Genomic DNA, 15,473 nt, shown 5'->3' with positions numbered 1-15,473 from the left:
ATTTCTACCACTATAGTGAAAATCACAAAAAAATCTTCAAAGTTTTCTGTTATTGTTCGGCTTTTTGCCTCCTTTATCATTCTCTTACTATAGATTATGGCTTTAGGTGTTTGGTTTATGATGAATTATTTGAATTTTTAGTTAAAATATTTAATTTAAGCTTGTTCATCCGTTTGGAATGTTAATTGCTAAGATAATTGGAGAAATGATATTGTTAAAGAAGCACATACATATTAGGAGGTTATTCAAATGACTGAAATTAATTGGATGGGTGAAGTAGAAAAAAGAAAAGATGCCCTAATTAAGGACACGCAAGGATTATTACATATTAAAAGTATTTTAGATGAGGAAAATACTACTGATGATGCCCCGCTTGGACAAGGGGTGAAGGAAGCGCTTGATTTCATGCTTAACTTGGGTGAAAAAGATGGATTTACTCCAAAAAATGTTGGCAATCTTGCAGGTCACCTTGAGTTTGGTGAAGGAGAAGAACTACTGGGAATTCTCTGCCATGTAGATGTAGTGCCAGAGGGTGATGGCTGGACAAGTGATCCGTTTGGAGCAGAAATTCGTGATGGGAAAATCTATGCCCGCGGTGCACTGGATGACAAGGGTCCAACAATGGCTGCGTATTATGCCATGAAAATTGTGAAAGAACTTGGCTTACCGCTGAAAAAGCGTGTCCGGATGATTATTGGTACTGACGAAGAAAGCAATTGGCGCTGTGTCGAGCATTATTTTAAGCACGAAGAAATGCCGACTTTAGGGTTTGCCCCAGATGCTGATTTCCCGATTATTAATGCCGAAAAAGGAATTGCTGATTTTGATATGGTACAGCATGGGTCACTTGAGAGCTCGGATGAGGCCAATTTAAAGGTGGTAAGCTTTGTTTCCGGAAAAAGGTATAATATGGTTCCGGATCATGCTAAAGCCATCATCCTTGTAAAGGAACATCAAGATGAGGTGGTACAGCAATTTATCGCTTTTATGAAACAAGTGGAGTTGGAATATAATTACCACGCTCAGAATGAGGAACTGATTTTCGAGGTAATTGGTGTTTCTGCACACGGAATGGAACCGAGAAATGGAAAAAATGCCGGCTTGTTCTTAGCGGAGTTTCTTTCTAAGCAGTCCTTAGATGTAAGAGCGGCTCAATATTTCCAATTCGTATCGCGGTATTTCTTTGACGATTCAAGGGGTGTAAACCTTGGTGTGGCCTTTTCAGATGAAATTTCTGGTGAATTAACGATTAACCCTGGAAAGCTGAGCTTTACACCTGAAGCAGGCGGAAGGATCGGAATGACATGCAGATACCCGGTTACAAGCAAAATGGAAGAAACCAAGGCGAAACTAGATGCACTAATACCAAATGAGGGCTTTAGGATTGAGAATTTTTCAGACTCAAAACCACATCATGTCGATGAACAGGAATTCCTAATTCAAACCTTGAAAAAAGTATATGAAGAGCAAACAGGGGAAAAAGCGGAATTAATTGCAATTGGCGGTGGGACTTATGCACGTTCACTCAGCGCTGGAGTCGCCTTTGGTCCATTATTTCCAGGAAGACCGGATATCGCCCATCAAAAAGATGAATATATGTATATAGAAGATTTACTCAAAGCAACAGCCATTTACGCACAAGCCATTTTCGAATTAGCTAAAACAGAATAAATAAAAACGGAAAAAGACGTAGCTTTCGGACCCCCTCCTGCACGTCTTTTTCTTTACATAAGGCTGTGTTAAAGGTCATTGTTATTTTTTAAAAACTGTTGATTGGAGCGGAAGGCACGAAGACTCCTGCGGGAGTACGGGGCAGGGGAGACCCCGCAGGAGCGAAGCGACGAGGAGGCTCCCCGTCACGCCCGCGGAAAGCGAAGTGCCTGGAGCGGAATTCAACAGCCAAGTTTAACACAGCTTTACATAAAAAAATCATCCATTCTAATGTTTGATAAGGGATACAATTCGGTGAAAATAGACTAAAATTAAGTAAAGGACTGAACCATACAATGGATCAACGAACCCATTTTTTCTTTGCCGTAAAAATTCCTAATGTAGCGAAAGAAATCATCAAAGATCATATTGGGAGGATGAAGGGGGCCCTTCCTTTTGGCAGATGGGTACACCATCAGGATCTGCATATTACCTTGGCCTTTTTAGGTGCTGCTGATCCTGAAAAGTTGGCTGCTGCAGAAGACAACGTGAAAGAGGCTTTAAGGGATGCCCATGCATTGAAATTGAAAATTAATAAACTTGGAGTTTTCGGCCGGGAAGATGCGCCACGTGTTTTTTGGGCGGATACTGAGGAGAACAGTGAGCTGAGAGAAATTAGACAAAAGGTTTTCTCAGCCTGTGTGAAGGCGGGCTTTCAACTGGAAACAAGACCATTCCGTCCGCATATCACATTAGCAAGGAAGTGGATGGGAGACGAGTCCTTTCAGCTGGGGCAGCTAGAAATTTGGAATGAGTTACAGCCTGAACCGCTTCCCTTTCAAGCAAATGAGGTTGTTTTATATCAAACACATCTTAATCAATCGCCAAAATACGAAGCAATAACACTTTACCCATTACAAACATAAAAGGTTGGTCATATGAAGCAAATTTTCTTAATCATTAATCCAAAAGCAGGGAACGGCTACTGCCTTAAAATATGGGAGAGAATTGAAAGTCAACTAATGATGGAACAAATACCCTATCAAGCATTTTTTACTGAATATTCCGGACATGCTAAAAAACTAGCCCGCCAAATTGCTGCAAAGAATCAGGAGCAAAAACTGATTATTGCTGTTGGCGGGGACGGAACTATAAACGAAGTGTTGAATGGGGTTGTCAAAGAAAAGCATATCACCCTCGGCTTTATTCCCGGTGGTTCTGGCAATGATTTTTCAAGGGGTTATCACATTCCTGCGGATCCGCTGGAAGCGTTGAACGTGATACTTCGACTGAGGAAGCAGAAGGCATTGCCAGTCGATATCGGGAAAGTGACGAATGCGGAAGCTGGGGATGCAAGAGAGCACTTTTTTATAAATAATATGGGTGCCGGATTCGATGCCGTAATATCCTATGAGGTGAATCAATCACGGATAAAGGCATGGTTGAATAGGATTTCACTAGGCAGGCTGGTTTATGTTTATTTTTTGTTAAAAAAATTATTTACTTATAAAACTACTACAATTGATTTATCAATTGACGGGAATAAGCATATATTTGAACAAACATGGTTTGTAACCATTTCTAACCAGCCTTTTTATGGCGGCGGGATGAAAATTGCTCCAAATGCTGTGCCGGATGATGGGACTTTTGACATTACCGTTGTCCATCAGTTATCACGACTGAAGCTGCTCCTTGTTTTTATAAGTGTTTTTTGGGGAAAGCATATCCATTTTAAAGAAGTAAAAACCTTTAGGGGAAGAGTTATTTCGATTCAATCCCCCGCCTCTTTATTTGTTCACGCAGATGGGGAACATATTGGCAGCACCCCACTAACAATCCGCCTTCAACCGAAAATTTTGAAGGTGTTAACAAGAAGACGCGGAACGGAAGAAATTAATCTGAAGGAGAGGGATTCGAATGATTTCTGCTGATAGGAAGTTTCTTGCCTACTTAGATGAAATGAATATCATTACGATTCTTCTTCCGCATTCCTATCATCATGGCCAGTCATCTTCTTTCTATATGATGGCTGATGCTGTGAAGACACCACTGCAAATCTTAAAGCAGACCGAAATAGAACATAATCATAAATATATTTGCCAGTTTAAAGGAGATATTGCATTTGGACAGCAATATTGGATTGTTGATGAACATGGAGGGAAGACGGATCTCCAAATCGGGGCCGTGATTAGAACGGAGGCATTTGATGAAGCGTTCTATTATGATGGCAATGATCTCGGGGTGACCTTTCAGGGGGGGCAAACTCAATTTAAGCTTTGGGCCCCGACCGCGACAGGAGTCAAATTAAAATTACGCCCGCCGGCGGGCCAGTATTCGGAAATTGTCAAGATGAGACGAGAAGATCGAGGTATTTGGTCTGTTGGGGTCAATCGTGATTTAGACACTTTCCAATATAGCTTTTTGGTCTTTGTGAATCAAGAATGGCGGGAGGTAGTGGATCCATATGTCAAGGCGGTAACAGCCAATGGAGAGCTGGGAGTTATTGTGAACCTCGAAAATTCAAACAGGCCTAGACATGATTTACCGCCAATCGAGCACCCTGTCGATGCCATTATTTATGAAACACATATAAGAGATTTTTCCATCCATAAAAACAGTGGAATCCAGAATAAGGGACTATACCTTGGAGCAGCGGAACTGGACACGAAAGGGAAAGATGGCAGTTCCACGGGGTTAACTTATTTGAAAGAATTGGGTATCACCCATATTGAATTCCTCCCCTTCCATGATTTTGCCGGTGTCGATGAATTGCATCCAAATAAAGACTATAACTGGGGCTATAATCCTCTCCATTTTAATGCTCCCGAGGGAAGTTATGCTACAGACCCATCTGCCCCTTATTCACGAATCAATGAGTTAAAGAAATTAATTGATCAAATTCACTCAAGCGGGCTCCGTGTCATCATGGATGTGGTGTATAATCATGTCTTTATACGTGAGAATTCATCGTTTGAAAAGGTGGTTCCCGGGTATTATTTTCGTCATAATGAAATGGGGCTGCCATCAAACGGTACAGGTGTGGGAAATGATATCGCCTCAGAACGAAGAATGGTTAGAAAATTTATTGTTGACTCCATTCGCTATTGGATGGAAGAGTATCATATAGATGGCTTTCGGTTTGACCTTATGGGAATTTTAGATGTGGAAACAATGATGGAGGTGAGGAAAGCGTGCGATAGTATCAAGAAAGGCTCGCTTATCATTGGTGAAGGATGGAGCTTGAATACACCACTTCCAGTTGAACAAAAGGCAACCATTGTCAATCAGGCAAAAATTCCGCAAATTGGCCAGTTCAATGATAAATTTCGTGACACCATTAAAGGGAGTACATTTAATTTGTTTGCAAAAGGGTACGCATTAGGGAATGAGCATCACCTGGATGCTGCTATAGATGTAATAACAGGAAGTATCGGCTTGACTAAGAAAGGATCTCGGCTTTTTAATGAACCCAGCCAATCTGTGAATTATGTTGAATGTCATGATAACCATACGCTGTGGGATAAACTTCAAGCCTGCTTTCCTGATCAGGAGCCTGAGATCTGTATGAGATACCATCGTCTTGCGACAGGTATTGTTATTTTATCTCAAGGTATACCATTCCTTCATAGCGGACAGGAATTTTTCCGTACAAAACAAGGAGAGGGAAACAGCTACCGTTCTCCTGACTCAATAAACCAGCTTGATTGGGAACGCAAAATCCAATTTATCGAAAATGTGGAATATATTAAAGGTTTGATTCAAATTCGCAAAGCATTTTCGTGTTTCCGGATGCGAACGTCTGATGAAATCCGTTCCCATATTCATCCATTATCATTAACTGCTCCAGTGTTAGGCTGTCTGTATAAAATGAATAATAGAGAAGTTATTCTCATGATTAATCCTTCTAATAAGAAAAAAAATATTCACCTTCCAGATGGAGAATGGTCAGTGTTGGCTAATCATGAATATGCAGGAATTTCTTCCAAGGAATGTATGCTAGTGGGAGAAATTACGATGGAACCTATTTCTTTGAATGTTTTATTAAAAAAATAGTTTTTCAAGATGACTTGACGAAAAAAGGCAATTGGAGATAAAATTTATTAAGATGGCTATTGTGTGCAATGGTTTCAATAGCTTTTTTTTATTTAAAAAAAGCTATTGAAATAATGGTGATTAAATTAAAACCTTTCGGCAGCACAGGTTTTACCTCTTTAGTCTGGGGAAAAAGCCCAATAGAACGGCATAAATTGAAGGTGAGCAATTTTGGAACATTTACTAGGACAAGAGTGGGAAATTACCCCCGCTGGAGGCAAAACGGGAGAAGCCTTTTATGCGGAATATGAAGATCAAAGGCTTTTTTTAAAGCGGAATTCCTCTCCATTCCTTGCAGTACTCTCAGCAGAAGGAATCGTCCCAAAGCTAGTTTGGACAAAACGATTGGAAAATGGAGATGTAATCACAGCGCAGCAATGGCTTCCTGGCCGAGAATTAACGCCGTCAGAAATGAACCAAGATAATGTTGCAAGATTGCTTAAGAAAATTCATTGTTCGGAGCCAATGCTTGGCATGTTAAGCCGGATTGAACATTCACCCTTACTTCCGGAGCCTATTTTGCAATCGGTAATATCCGAATTGGATGATGAGGTTATTACCTTACCGGAATCACAGAAAGCAATGAGCTTTCTAAAAAAGGAAGCCATGCACATTTATTGCGATGAAAAAGTCGTTTGTCATGGGGATGTCAATCATAACAACTGGCTGCTCTCTGATGACAACCAGCTGTACTTGATTGATTGGGACGGGGCGATGATTGCCGACCCCGCCATCGACCTGGGATTGCTCCTCTATTGGTACATTCCTGAAAAAAACTGGCAGGATTGGCTTACACTCTACGGAAAAGAGCTGACAGACCATCTAAAGCTGAGAATGAAATGGTATGTGACGATTCAAACTTTATCTTCCATTCAATGGTATAAAAATAAGAACCGTCTGGAAGAAATGAATAAATGGATTCGGTTTATAAACGAAATCCTCTAAGGCGTTTGCGCTTTTCTTATGAAAATTGACCAATATCGCTTACCCATTGGGATAAGTTTTCTTGGTTTGATAAAATATGCTGGTCTAAATCGGCAGTCTGTGAACCGTGCTGGCTGTAATGGTAGACCTCCTGTAAGATGTTTTTCACATTTTGATCGACTTGAGTGTTGACCATCAGCGATTTAATTAAGCGTTCGAGCTGTTCACATTCTGCAACGGATCCGCAGCAGTCTGTTTGATGATTGTTTAAGATATCTTTCAATAATGTAACTTGGTCATCGTGACTTAATGGCATAAAAGCACACCCTTTCAGTGGAAATGAAAAAAAGAATTCACCTTAGGATGTGAATTCTTTTTCTATTTATGCTTTAACCTTTTTTCCATTAAATTTAGCTTGTCATGAAAATGGTCAGCATGTTATGTTTGGAAGGAAAATTTGATTAGGAGTGTCACAATGAGACTTAGACATAAGCCTTGGGCAAAGGAGAAATTAGAAGAGCATCCACAATTTATCGTCGCCAATCCCGAAATGCACAAAGGAAAATGGCATGAGGTTTTTGAAAAAGACCAGCCGCTTCATATCGAAGTCGGTACAGGAAAAGGTCAATTTATCACCGAGATGGCAAAAGCGAATCCCGGCATTAATTATATGGGAATTGAGTTATATGACAGTGTCATCGTAGCAGCATTGGATCGTTTAATTGAGGCTGATTTACCAAATGTAAAGCTTTTGAACGTCAATGCGGCTGATTTAGCAAAGTATTTTACTAAAAATGATGTGGATCGGGTTTACTTGAACTTTTCAGATCCATGGCCTAAAGTCCGCCATGAGAAAAGAAGATTAACGTATAAAGATTTCTTAAAACTTTATCAAGATATTTTGGTCGATGGCGGCGAAATTCATTTTAAAACAGATAATCAAGGTTTATTTGAATACTCACTCATGAGCTTTTCCGCTTATGGTTTATTATTAAAATATGTAAGCCTCGATTTTCATCAAAGTGGTTATGAAGGAAACATCATGACCGAATACGAGCAGAAATTTTCCGAGCAAGGCAATCGGATTTATCGCTGCGAGGTAAAATATCAAAACTAAACATATGGGCAGTTCAAATGATGAACTGTCCTTTTTTTGTTTCTTCAAAATTTAGACAATGTTAAAATTATAGAGAAATGAGTGAAATGGAGGAGATGGAGAATGGAGACATTAAAAGTTGGAAACGTTTTATTAACCTGGTTATCGGGAGGCGTAACAAACTTGGACGGCGGTGCTATGTTTGGCGTGGTCCCAAAGGGATTATGGTCGAAAAAGTATCCGGCAAATGAAAAAAACCAAATTGAACTGCCAACAGACCCTATTTTAATCCAGATGGAAGGGAAAAATCTTTTAGTCGAATCTGGCATAGGAAAAGGAAAATTAACCGACAAACAGTTAAGAAATTATGGTGTAACAAGAGAATCGGAGCTTGAGGAATCATTAGCTCAAGTTGGGTTACATCCTGAAATGATTGACTATGTACTAATGACACATTTGCATTTTGACCATGTTGGCGGCTTGACCAAGCTTGTGGACGGCAAGTATGTTTCAACCTTTCCAAATGCAAAAATTATTACTTCTCAAGTAGAATGGGACGAAATGCGTCAGCCTAATGTCCGTTCGAAAAATACATATTGGAAAGAAAATTGGCAGGCAATCGAAACACAAGTGATTCCTTTTGAGGAAAAGTGGAATTTCGGAGCCATTACAATGATTCATACAGGCGGACATAGTAATGGACATTCAATCTTGATCATCGAGGATCAGGGCGAAATGTCTATTCACATGGCAGACCTGATGGCGACACATGCCCATCAGAATGTACTATGGGTTATGGCTTACGATGATTACCCAATGGATTCGATTGCGGCAAAGGAAAAATGGCTGCCATTCGGTTTAGCAAAAAACGCCTGGTTTACCTTTTATCATGATGCTTTTTACCGGGCTGTTAAATGGGGACAGGATGGAAAAGAAATAGTGGAAAGCATTAAAAGAGAAAGATAAGATAAAAATAGCCGTATCATGATAATGCGGCTATTTTTATCTTTTAAACCAGCTCTTCTGTTAACGAACGCAGATCCAAAATGGTTCCGGTGGATGCATCCGCAATAAATTCGTATTGTTCATTTGCACCATCATTTTGTTTAGAAATGCCGCCTTTATAAACCTGATAGTTCAAATGCTGTTTTTGATACGGTTCAGCTGCCATATGAATCCATGAGCCGCTGATTGGCCCATGTTGTTTAAATTGCTTTTTTACATGCTCTAATACTTTTTCAGGTGACACTTTTGTTTTTTTGTTTAAGATTTCTTTTGTTACGTAGCCGCTGATTACCCCCGCTGCGGCACCAAGTAAAAATGACTTCCAGTTCATCTATTGCACCCCCAAATTTGGAAAAGATTACTTAAAAGGTATCTCTTCTCAGTATAACGTATTTGACTGGGAGAAGAAATTATTACAGAAAATGAAATGTTGGTAACCAATAAAAAGTTTCTGTAAAATGGAAATATACATAAATAGATTAAAAGGAGCCTTTTTATGAACGAACAGACCTTAAAGCTTTTTCAAACATTAACCGAGCTTCCGGGCGCACCCGGAAATGAACATTTAGTAAGAAAGTTTATGCGGGAACAATTGACTCCTTACGCAGATGAAATTATTCAGGATCAATTAGGCAGTATCTTTGGAGTGAAAAAAGGAGCGGGTGGTCCTGCAGTCATGGTAGCGGGGCACATGGATGAAGTCGGTTTTATGGTTACTGCCATCACTGATAATGGAATGCTCCGTTTTCAAACACTGGGAGGTTGGTGGAGTCAGGTTCTTCTCGCCCAGCGTGTTCAAGTTATGACAAAGAATGGCCCTGTCGTAGGTGTTGTTGGTTCAATTCCTCCGCATCTGTTAGACGATTCAAAGAAAAATAAACCAATGGAAATAAAAAATATGCTCATCGATATTGGCGCGGATAACCGCGAAGATGCAAAGCGGATTGGGATTAAGCCAGGGGATCCGATTTTGCCGATTTGTCCATTTACCCCAATGGCAAATCCAAAGAAAATCTTGGCAAAGGCTTGGGATAATCGGTACGGCTGCGGACTTGCGATTGAATTATTGCAAGAGCTAAAGGATGAAACATTGCCAAATACCTTGTATTCCGGGGCAACCGTTCAGGAGGAGGTCGGTTTACGAGGTGCGCAGACAGCAGCCAATATGATTAAACCTGATATCTTTTTTGCCATGGACGCAAGCCCGGCCAATGATATGACTGGTGATAAAAATGAATTTGGCCAATTAGGAAAAGGGACATTGCTTCGAATACTTGACCGTTCTATGGTAACCCATCGCGGAATGAGAGAGTTTGTTCTCGATACAGCAGAAACAAATAAGATTCCATATCAATATTTTGTTTCACAGGGTGGAACAGACGCAGGAAGGGTTCATTTATCTAATGAGGGTGTTCCAAGTGCAGTAATCGGTATTTGTTCGCGCTACATTCATACTCATGCCTCCATCATTCATGTGGATGATTACGCAGCGGCAAAACAGTTATTGGTTAAACTCGTCAAAGCATGTGACCAAACAACAGTAGACACAATTAAAGCAAATAGCTAATTAAAATGGAGGCACTAACCATGCCTCTATTTTGATGTTAAAAAGGAGAGACTATCATGAAAATCATCATCGGTTCAAAAAATCCAGCAAAAATTAATGCTGTAAAAAATAGTTTCGCAGACCAAGAAACAGAGTTTGTTTCACTCGATATTCCTTCTGATGTAGGCGAGCAGCCGTTTTCAGATGAGGAAACCATCCGCGGTGCCATCAATCGAGCTGTAGGAGCGTTAAAGCAAGGTAATGGAGACATTGGCATTGGACTAGAAGGCGGTGTCCAGGAAACGAGCCACGGGCTATTGCTTTGCAATTGGGGAGCATTAGCCGCTCATAACATGGAGCCGATTATTGCCGGCGGAGCAAGATTTCTTCTCCCCGAAGAAATTGCAGTAAGGCTAAGAGCCGGAGAAGAACTCGGTCCGGTTATGGAGATTTTTGCAAAAATGAAAAATGTTAGGAAACATGAAGGAGCAGTTGGGATTTTTACGAATGGCATGATTAATCGGGTTGATATGTTTACACATGTGGCGAATCTATTAGTTGGACAATATCGCTATCAACAAGGCAGTTAGGAAAAAAATCCTGATTTTTCGACAGCAAGAATCGTCAAAAAGTCTTGTTTTTTGATTATTTTGGAAGGTATGATGAAGATAGGACTTTATACATCTTGTAAGGAGGCGGAAAATCTGAATGAAAACTATTAAAATAATCACCATTTTTATGTTTGCGATTTTGTTAATAAGTGGATGCAACAATCCATCATTTAAAGAGGAAAGTAAAGCAGCCGTTAATACAGTAAAAACAACGTTTAATGAGAAGGAGAAACAAACAAATAAAAAAAGTGGTAAAATTCATTTTTATCTTCCAACAGGTTATAGCATAAAAGATCAATCTCCAAACAATATTATTTTACAAAATGGCTCTGAAATATTTATTCTTTTCATCAATCCGCAAGAGGAAAGGACCAGTGATGTCCTTTATAAATCTACTGTTGATCAATATGAAAAGCTCGATATCAATGAAACATTTAAGAATGACAATAAATATGGATTTTTAACCATTCAGCAGTTGAAGGATGACGACTTGAATGAAGTAACGATCGGTGTTGGCGGTGCCAAAATAACGACTCAAGTCAAAACTGGTAAGTTGAATGAGGATGCCAAATCGATGATGCAAATTGTCAATTCAGTGAAATATCCACAAGAAACGAAAGAATAATCCTACGTTAAGGATCGCATCATAACATAAAAGCTAATCTAAATTATGTGCAGATGATTGGACTGAAAAGCTGTGGGACTGTTATGATTTGAGAAGAATCTTACCAAAGAGTATATCTTCAATCGGAGGCGTTAAGTGTGAAAAATTTAGAGTCTATGGAGCAATTTGCACAACTTCGTGATGGATCCAAAACTATTTTTATGTTTTCAGCAAATTGGTGTGGGGATTGCCGTTTTATCGAACCGGTGCTGCCAGAAATTGAAGCTAAATTTACAGAATTTACGTTTATTCATGTGGACCGTGATCAATTTATTGATTTATGCCAACAAGTAGACGTATATGGCATTCCAAGCTTTATCGCTTATGAAAACGGAAAAGAGCTTGGCCGCTTTGTAAGTAAAGACCGTAAAACCCAGGAAGAAATTGAAGCTTTCATTTCAGGTTTAAAATAATCAAACGTGAACGCCCCTATCTTTTGAGATGGGGGTTTTTTTCATGTACAATAGGAGATACAGCTCCAAGAAATGGTGGGTTAAAATATGAAAATGGATAGTAAAAAAATGCGTCGTGCAATAGAGGAGCGCTTGGCCGGGAAAGACAGAGTAATTTCTTATGACCGGGAAAAAGATCAGCTCCGTATCGAAAGCGAAATTGTTAATAAGGGGATTACGGTTTCATTACCTGGAATCATAGCAAAATGGAATATAGAAAAAGATAAGGCGATTGATGAGATAGTTTATTACGTTGAAGAAGGGCTTCGGGCAATGGAGGATCCGATTCAGTTAACGGATCATGAGAAAAAGATCTTTCCTGTCATTCGCTCTGCTTCCTTTCCAACCGAAGCGGAAGAAGGTATTCCATTTTTGATGGATGAACATACTGCTGAAACTAAGATTTACTATGCCCTTGACATGGGGAAAACCTATCGGCTGATAGATGAACGTATTATGCAGAAGGAAGGATGGCTTCCAAACAGAATCAAGGAAATTGCCTTATTTAATGTAAGGTCGCTTTCAACCCCATTAAAAGAGGATCATGTGGCAGGAAATACCTTTTATTTCCTTAACACCAACGATGCATATGATGCCAGCAGGATCTTAAATAAGGGATTCTTAAATGAAATGGAAAAGCGGATTACAGGGAAAATGGTGCTTGCTGTTCCACATCAGGATGTATTGATCATTGCTGATATTCGTAATGATAGGGGCTATGATATTATTGCCCAGATGGCGATGAGTTTTTTCACGAACGGAAGAGTACCAATCACGGCTTTATCTTTTTACTACGAAGATGGGGAATTAGAACCGATTTTTATATTAGGAAAAAATAAGTGAAGAAGATCAGAAAAAGGATCACCTCAAAAAGTGGTCTTTTTTCATGAAAACGTACCGTATATATCCAATTGGAACATATTTCGACTCATTCTAAAGAATTATCTCGAAAAAATATCAATTACTGATAAAATAGAAAATAGTTTAAAAAGAAAGAGTGATAGTTTTGAGTTGGATCGAAAACTTTTTTCAAAAGTTTAAAAAAGATGAGGAAGAAGAGTATAACGAGGTAAGGATACATCCTCACTACCAGGAAACCCTTCCACCACAAAATCAAATTGATAGTTTAAAGGATTTGGACACGAGAATATCGTATCAATACCCTAAGGGCGGTAATCTTCCAGCTCGTCCGCCGAGGGTCCTTCAAAAGGATAAGCAGGAAAGCGTACGTCCAAAAAGAACAGCGCAGCTTCCAGAAAAACAAGGACGAACAGAAAAGCCTTTGGTAACGCCTGTAAAAAAAGAAGTGACGAATAAAATGAAGGAACAGGTGTCTAGATCAAGGGGACCGTTTCATCCAACTGAAATTCCTTCTCCTGTTTTTGGCTTTAATAGGCCAAAAAAGTCGGATACAATTGTGGAGCATGAATTGAGCCGTTTTTTACAAGAGGATTTTGAAAACGGGGTTGATCATCTTATTGAGGCTGATGTGGAAACTCCAGCTTCCGTAACAGAGATTCTAATTGAAACATCTTCTCCTGCGTTAGAGGAAATTTTTCAAGCTGAAGAAACCTTGCTTGAAGAACATGTGGAACAAGTTGAAGCAGTGGAAGAGTCTTTTCCTGAACCCGAACCTGAATTCGAATCCGAACCTGAACCGGAAACCGAACCCGAACTTGAATTCGAATCCGAACTCGAACCTGAACCCGAACCTGAAATTGTATCTGACCCAGAAATACCTGCCCAAAAACGTTCGAAGTTGCCATTCAATGTGATGATGCTAAAGCAGGATAAACAAAAATGGGAAGAGAAAAAGCGAACGAGGGAAATGGAACAGAAAGCTGCCGGAGAAAAAGAGAAAAAAGCGGTAGAAATAGTTAATCTGCTTATAAAACCTTTAGAAAATAATGAAAACGAAAGTTTGAATGATAGTACCTATATACTGCCAAAATCAAATTTATTAAACCCTCCGGTAACAGAGGTCCGTGACCAGGGATGGTTACTTGAGCAAGAAGAGCTTTTAAATCAAACATTGCGAAATTTTAATGTCGGCGCAAGTGTTGTCAATGTGACACAAGGACCGTCGGTTACACGCTTTGAAGTACAGCCAGAGCCAGGTGTAAAAGTAAACAAAATCACAAACTTAAGTGATGATATAAAATTAAGCCTTGCCGCAAGGGATATCCGGATTGAAGCGCCTATTCCGGGAAAACATACGATTGGAATTGAGGTGCCTAATCATAAGTCAAGACCTGTTCTTATTAATGAAATTATCGGGAGCAGTGTTTTCAGTGATTCTCCCTCACCATTAACGGCGGTTCTTGGTCTTGATATTGCCGGGAACCCTATTGTTACCGACTTGAAGAAAATGCCGCACGGATTAATCGCAGGTGCGACCGGGTCGGGAAAGAGTGTTTGCATTAACTCTATTTTGGTTAGTTTGATATATAAGGCCCGTCCAGAAGATGTAAAGCTATTATTGATTGATCCTAAAATGGTAGAGCTTGCACCATATAATCGGATTCCGCACTTAGTCAGCCCCGTGATCACAGATGTGAAGGCGGCAACAGCGGCGTTAAAATGGGCTGTAGATGAAATGGAAAGACGCTATGAGCTATTTGCTCATACAGGTGTTCGCGATATTGGCCGATTTAATGAACTGGCGATAAAGCATAAGCGCTACTCAGACAAACTGCCGTTTATTGTGATTATTATTGATGAGTTAGCTGATTTGATGATGATGTCCCCGGCAGATGTAGAAGAAGCAGTTTGCCGGATTGCCCAAAAGGCTAGAGCCTGCGGGATTCATTTGATTTTAGCTACGCAAAGACCATCAGTGGATGTCATCACCGGATTAATTAAAGCAAATATTCCTACCCGGATTGCCTTTTCAGTTTCTTCTCAGGTAGATTCTCGTACGATTATTGATATTAGCGGGGCTGAGAAATTGCTTGGCCGCGGCGATATGCTATTTTTAGAAAATGGCTCATCAAAACCAGTACGCTTACAAGGCACATATGTTTCTGATGAAGAGATTGATCTGGTTGTTGCCCATGTGAGAGAGCAGAGGGAGCCTGAATACCTGTTCGAGCAAGAAGAATTACTTAAAAAAGCGCAAGTTACGGAAGAGGAAGACGAACTATTTTTTGAGGCCTGTGAATTTATTGTTGATCAAGGAGGCGCTTCTACCTCAAGCTTGCAAAGACGGTTTAAAATTGGTTATAACCGTGCCGCACGGTTAATGGACCTGCTCGAAAAAAACGGCTATATTACGGGTGCCAATGGAAGCAAACCTCGTGACGTTTTGATAACAGCTGCGGATTTGGAGGCTATTTCCGACTAGTATATTTTCACTAAACCATTGTATTCTTTAGTTATTGGAACAAATAATAAAGTGGATATAAACTTCGAGTATGTAATTTATAAAGTAACA

The 15,473-nt window shown here is 39.9% G+C and carries 15 protein-coding genes; 13 read left to right on the top strand and 2 right to left on the bottom strand.

The features are described from left to right. Window positions 1–249: 249 nt before the first annotated feature. The 5 genes from pepV (at window position 250) to ACO1D1_RS15290 (ending at window position 6,687) form a co-directional block, all read left to right on the top strand. Complete coding sequence (pepV, locus tag ACO1D1_RS15310) at window positions 250–1,671, top strand: dipeptidase PepV (RefSeq protein ID WP_149871291.1); 1,422 nt, start codon at window positions 250–252, stop codon at window positions 1,669–1,671. A gap of 335 nt (window positions 1,672–2,006) precedes the next feature. Further along, window positions 2,007–2,576, top strand: coding sequence for an RNA 2',3'-cyclic phosphodiesterase (thpR, locus tag ACO1D1_RS15305; RefSeq protein ID WP_149871290.1), 570 nt, complete (start codon window positions 2,007–2,009; stop codon window positions 2,574–2,576). A 12-nt stretch (window positions 2,577–2,588) separates the two neighbouring features. Continuing rightward, entirely contained in the window at window positions 2,589–3,581 is a 993-nt protein-coding gene (locus tag ACO1D1_RS15300) for a diacylglycerol/lipid kinase family protein (protein ID WP_423336396.1), read from the top strand. Further along, window positions 3,568–5,703, top strand: a complete 2,136-nt coding sequence (gene pulA / locus ACO1D1_RS15295) for a type I pullulanase (RefSeq protein ID WP_149871288.1) — start codon at window positions 3,568–3,570, stop codon at window positions 5,701–5,703. Before ACO1D1_RS15300 ends, pulA begins: the two co-directional genes overlap by 14 nt. Window positions 5,704–5,913: 210 nt before the next feature. Further along, window positions 5,914–6,687: a phosphotransferase family protein gene (locus ACO1D1_RS15290; protein ID WP_149871287.1), complete on the top strand. Its 774-nt coding sequence runs from the start codon at window positions 5,914–5,916 to the stop codon at window positions 6,685–6,687. Window positions 6,688–6,703: 16 nt separating this feature from the next. Here ACO1D1_RS15290 and ACO1D1_RS15285 read toward each other — a convergent pair whose 3' ends face one another. After that, window positions 6,704–6,982, bottom strand: a complete 279-nt coding sequence (locus ACO1D1_RS15285; RefSeq protein WP_149871286.1) for a YtzH-like family protein — start codon at window positions 6,980–6,982, stop codon at window positions 6,704–6,706. Window positions 6,983–7,141: 159 nt separating this feature from the next. Between ACO1D1_RS15285 and trmB the strand changes: the two genes are divergently transcribed. Both trmB and ACO1D1_RS15275 read left to right on the top strand, forming a co-directional pair. Beyond that, complete coding sequence (trmB, locus tag ACO1D1_RS15280) at window positions 7,142–7,783, top strand: tRNA (guanosine(46)-N7)-methyltransferase TrmB (RefSeq protein WP_149871285.1); 642 nt, start codon at window positions 7,142–7,144, stop codon at window positions 7,781–7,783. 102 nt (window positions 7,784–7,885) lie between these two features. Further along, window positions 7,886–8,728 carry a YtnP family quorum-quenching lactonase gene (locus ACO1D1_RS15275; RefSeq protein ID WP_149871284.1) on the top strand — a complete coding sequence of 281 codons (843 nt, stop codon included), beginning with the start codon at window positions 7,886–7,888 and terminating at the stop codon, window positions 8,726–8,728. A gap of 43 nt (window positions 8,729–8,771) precedes the next feature. Here the strand turns inward: ACO1D1_RS15275 and ACO1D1_RS15270 are convergent, their stop codons facing one another. Continuing rightward, on the bottom strand, window positions 8,772–9,098 hold the full coding sequence (locus ACO1D1_RS15270) for a PepSY domain-containing protein (RefSeq protein ID WP_149871283.1): 327 nt from the start codon (window positions 9,096–9,098) through the stop codon (window positions 8,772–8,774). A gap of 165 nt (window positions 9,099–9,263) precedes the next feature. Between ACO1D1_RS15270 and ACO1D1_RS15265 the strand changes: the two genes are divergently transcribed. The 6 genes from ACO1D1_RS15265 (at window position 9,264) to ACO1D1_RS15240 (ending at window position 15,383) form a co-directional block, all read left to right on the top strand. After that, window positions 9,264–10,334 (top strand): M42 family metallopeptidase, encoded by a 1,071-nt coding sequence (locus ACO1D1_RS15265; RefSeq protein ID WP_149871282.1) that lies wholly within the window; start codon window positions 9,264–9,266, stop codon window positions 10,332–10,334. A gap of 56 nt (window positions 10,335–10,390) precedes the next feature. Beyond that, a complete protein-coding gene (locus ACO1D1_RS15260) occupies window positions 10,391–10,903 on the top strand; it encodes a DUF84 family protein (RefSeq protein ID WP_149871281.1) in 513 nt (170 codons plus the stop codon). 118 nt (window positions 10,904–11,021) lie between these two features. Further along, window positions 11,022–11,549, top strand: coding sequence for a hypothetical protein (locus ACO1D1_RS15255; protein WP_149871280.1), 528 nt, complete (start codon window positions 11,022–11,024; stop codon window positions 11,547–11,549). Window positions 11,550–11,686: 137 nt separating this feature from the next. Next, entirely contained in the window at window positions 11,687–12,001 is a 315-nt protein-coding gene (locus ACO1D1_RS15250) for a thioredoxin family protein (protein ID WP_149871279.1), read from the top strand. Between the two features lie 93 nt (window positions 12,002–12,094). After that, entirely contained in the window at window positions 12,095–12,883 is a 789-nt protein-coding gene (locus tag ACO1D1_RS15245) for a DUF1444 domain-containing protein (protein ID WP_149872773.1), read from the top strand. Between the two features lie 163 nt (window positions 12,884–13,046). Further along, window positions 13,047–15,383: a DNA translocase FtsK gene (locus ACO1D1_RS15240; RefSeq protein WP_423336395.1), complete on the top strand. Its 2,337-nt coding sequence runs from the start codon at window positions 13,047–13,049 to the stop codon at window positions 15,381–15,383. Window positions 15,384–15,473 lie beyond the last annotated feature (90 nt).

The organism is Neobacillus sp. 19 (assembly GCF_049463095.1).
Lineage (GTDB): Bacteria > Bacillota > Bacilli > Bacillales > Cytobacillaceae > Neobacillus.
Note: the sequence above shows the minus strand (reverse complement) of the source record. Positions and strands in the feature narration are given on the sequence as shown.

Coding starts and splice junctions, on each gene's coding strand:
- pepV (WP_149871291.1), top strand. CDS start 250: ATGACTGAAATTAATTGGATGGGTGAAGTAGAAAAAAGAAAAGATGCC.
- thpR (WP_149871290.1), top strand. CDS start 2,007: ATGGATCAACGAACCCATTTTTTCTTTGCCGTAAAAATTCCTAATGTA.
- ACO1D1_RS15300 (WP_423336396.1), top strand. CDS start 2,589: ATGAAGCAAATTTTCTTAATCATTAATCCAAAAGCAGGGAACGGCTAC.
- pulA (WP_149871288.1), top strand. CDS start 3,568: ATGATTTCTGCTGATAGGAAGTTTCTTGCCTACTTAGATGAAATGAAT.
- ACO1D1_RS15285 (WP_149871286.1), bottom strand. CDS start 6,982: ATGCCATTAAGTCACGATGACCAAGTTACATTATTGAAAGATATCTTA.
- trmB (WP_149871285.1), top strand. CDS start 7,142: ATGAGACTTAGACATAAGCCTTGGGCAAAGGAGAAATTAGAAGAGCAT.
- ACO1D1_RS15275 (WP_149871284.1), top strand. CDS start 7,886: ATGGAGACATTAAAAGTTGGAAACGTTTTATTAACCTGGTTATCGGGA.
- ACO1D1_RS15270 (WP_149871283.1), bottom strand. CDS start 9,098: ATGAACTGGAAGTCATTTTTACTTGGTGCCGCAGCGGGGGTAATCAGC.
- ACO1D1_RS15265 (WP_149871282.1), top strand. CDS start 9,264: ATGAACGAACAGACCTTAAAGCTTTTTCAAACATTAACCGAGCTTCCG.
- ACO1D1_RS15260 (WP_149871281.1), top strand. CDS start 10,391: ATGAAAATCATCATCGGTTCAAAAAATCCAGCAAAAATTAATGCTGTA.
- ACO1D1_RS15255 (WP_149871280.1), top strand. CDS start 11,022: ATGAAAACTATTAAAATAATCACCATTTTTATGTTTGCGATTTTGTTA.
- ACO1D1_RS15245 (WP_149872773.1), top strand. CDS start 12,095: ATGGATAGTAAAAAAATGCGTCGTGCAATAGAGGAGCGCTTGGCCGGG.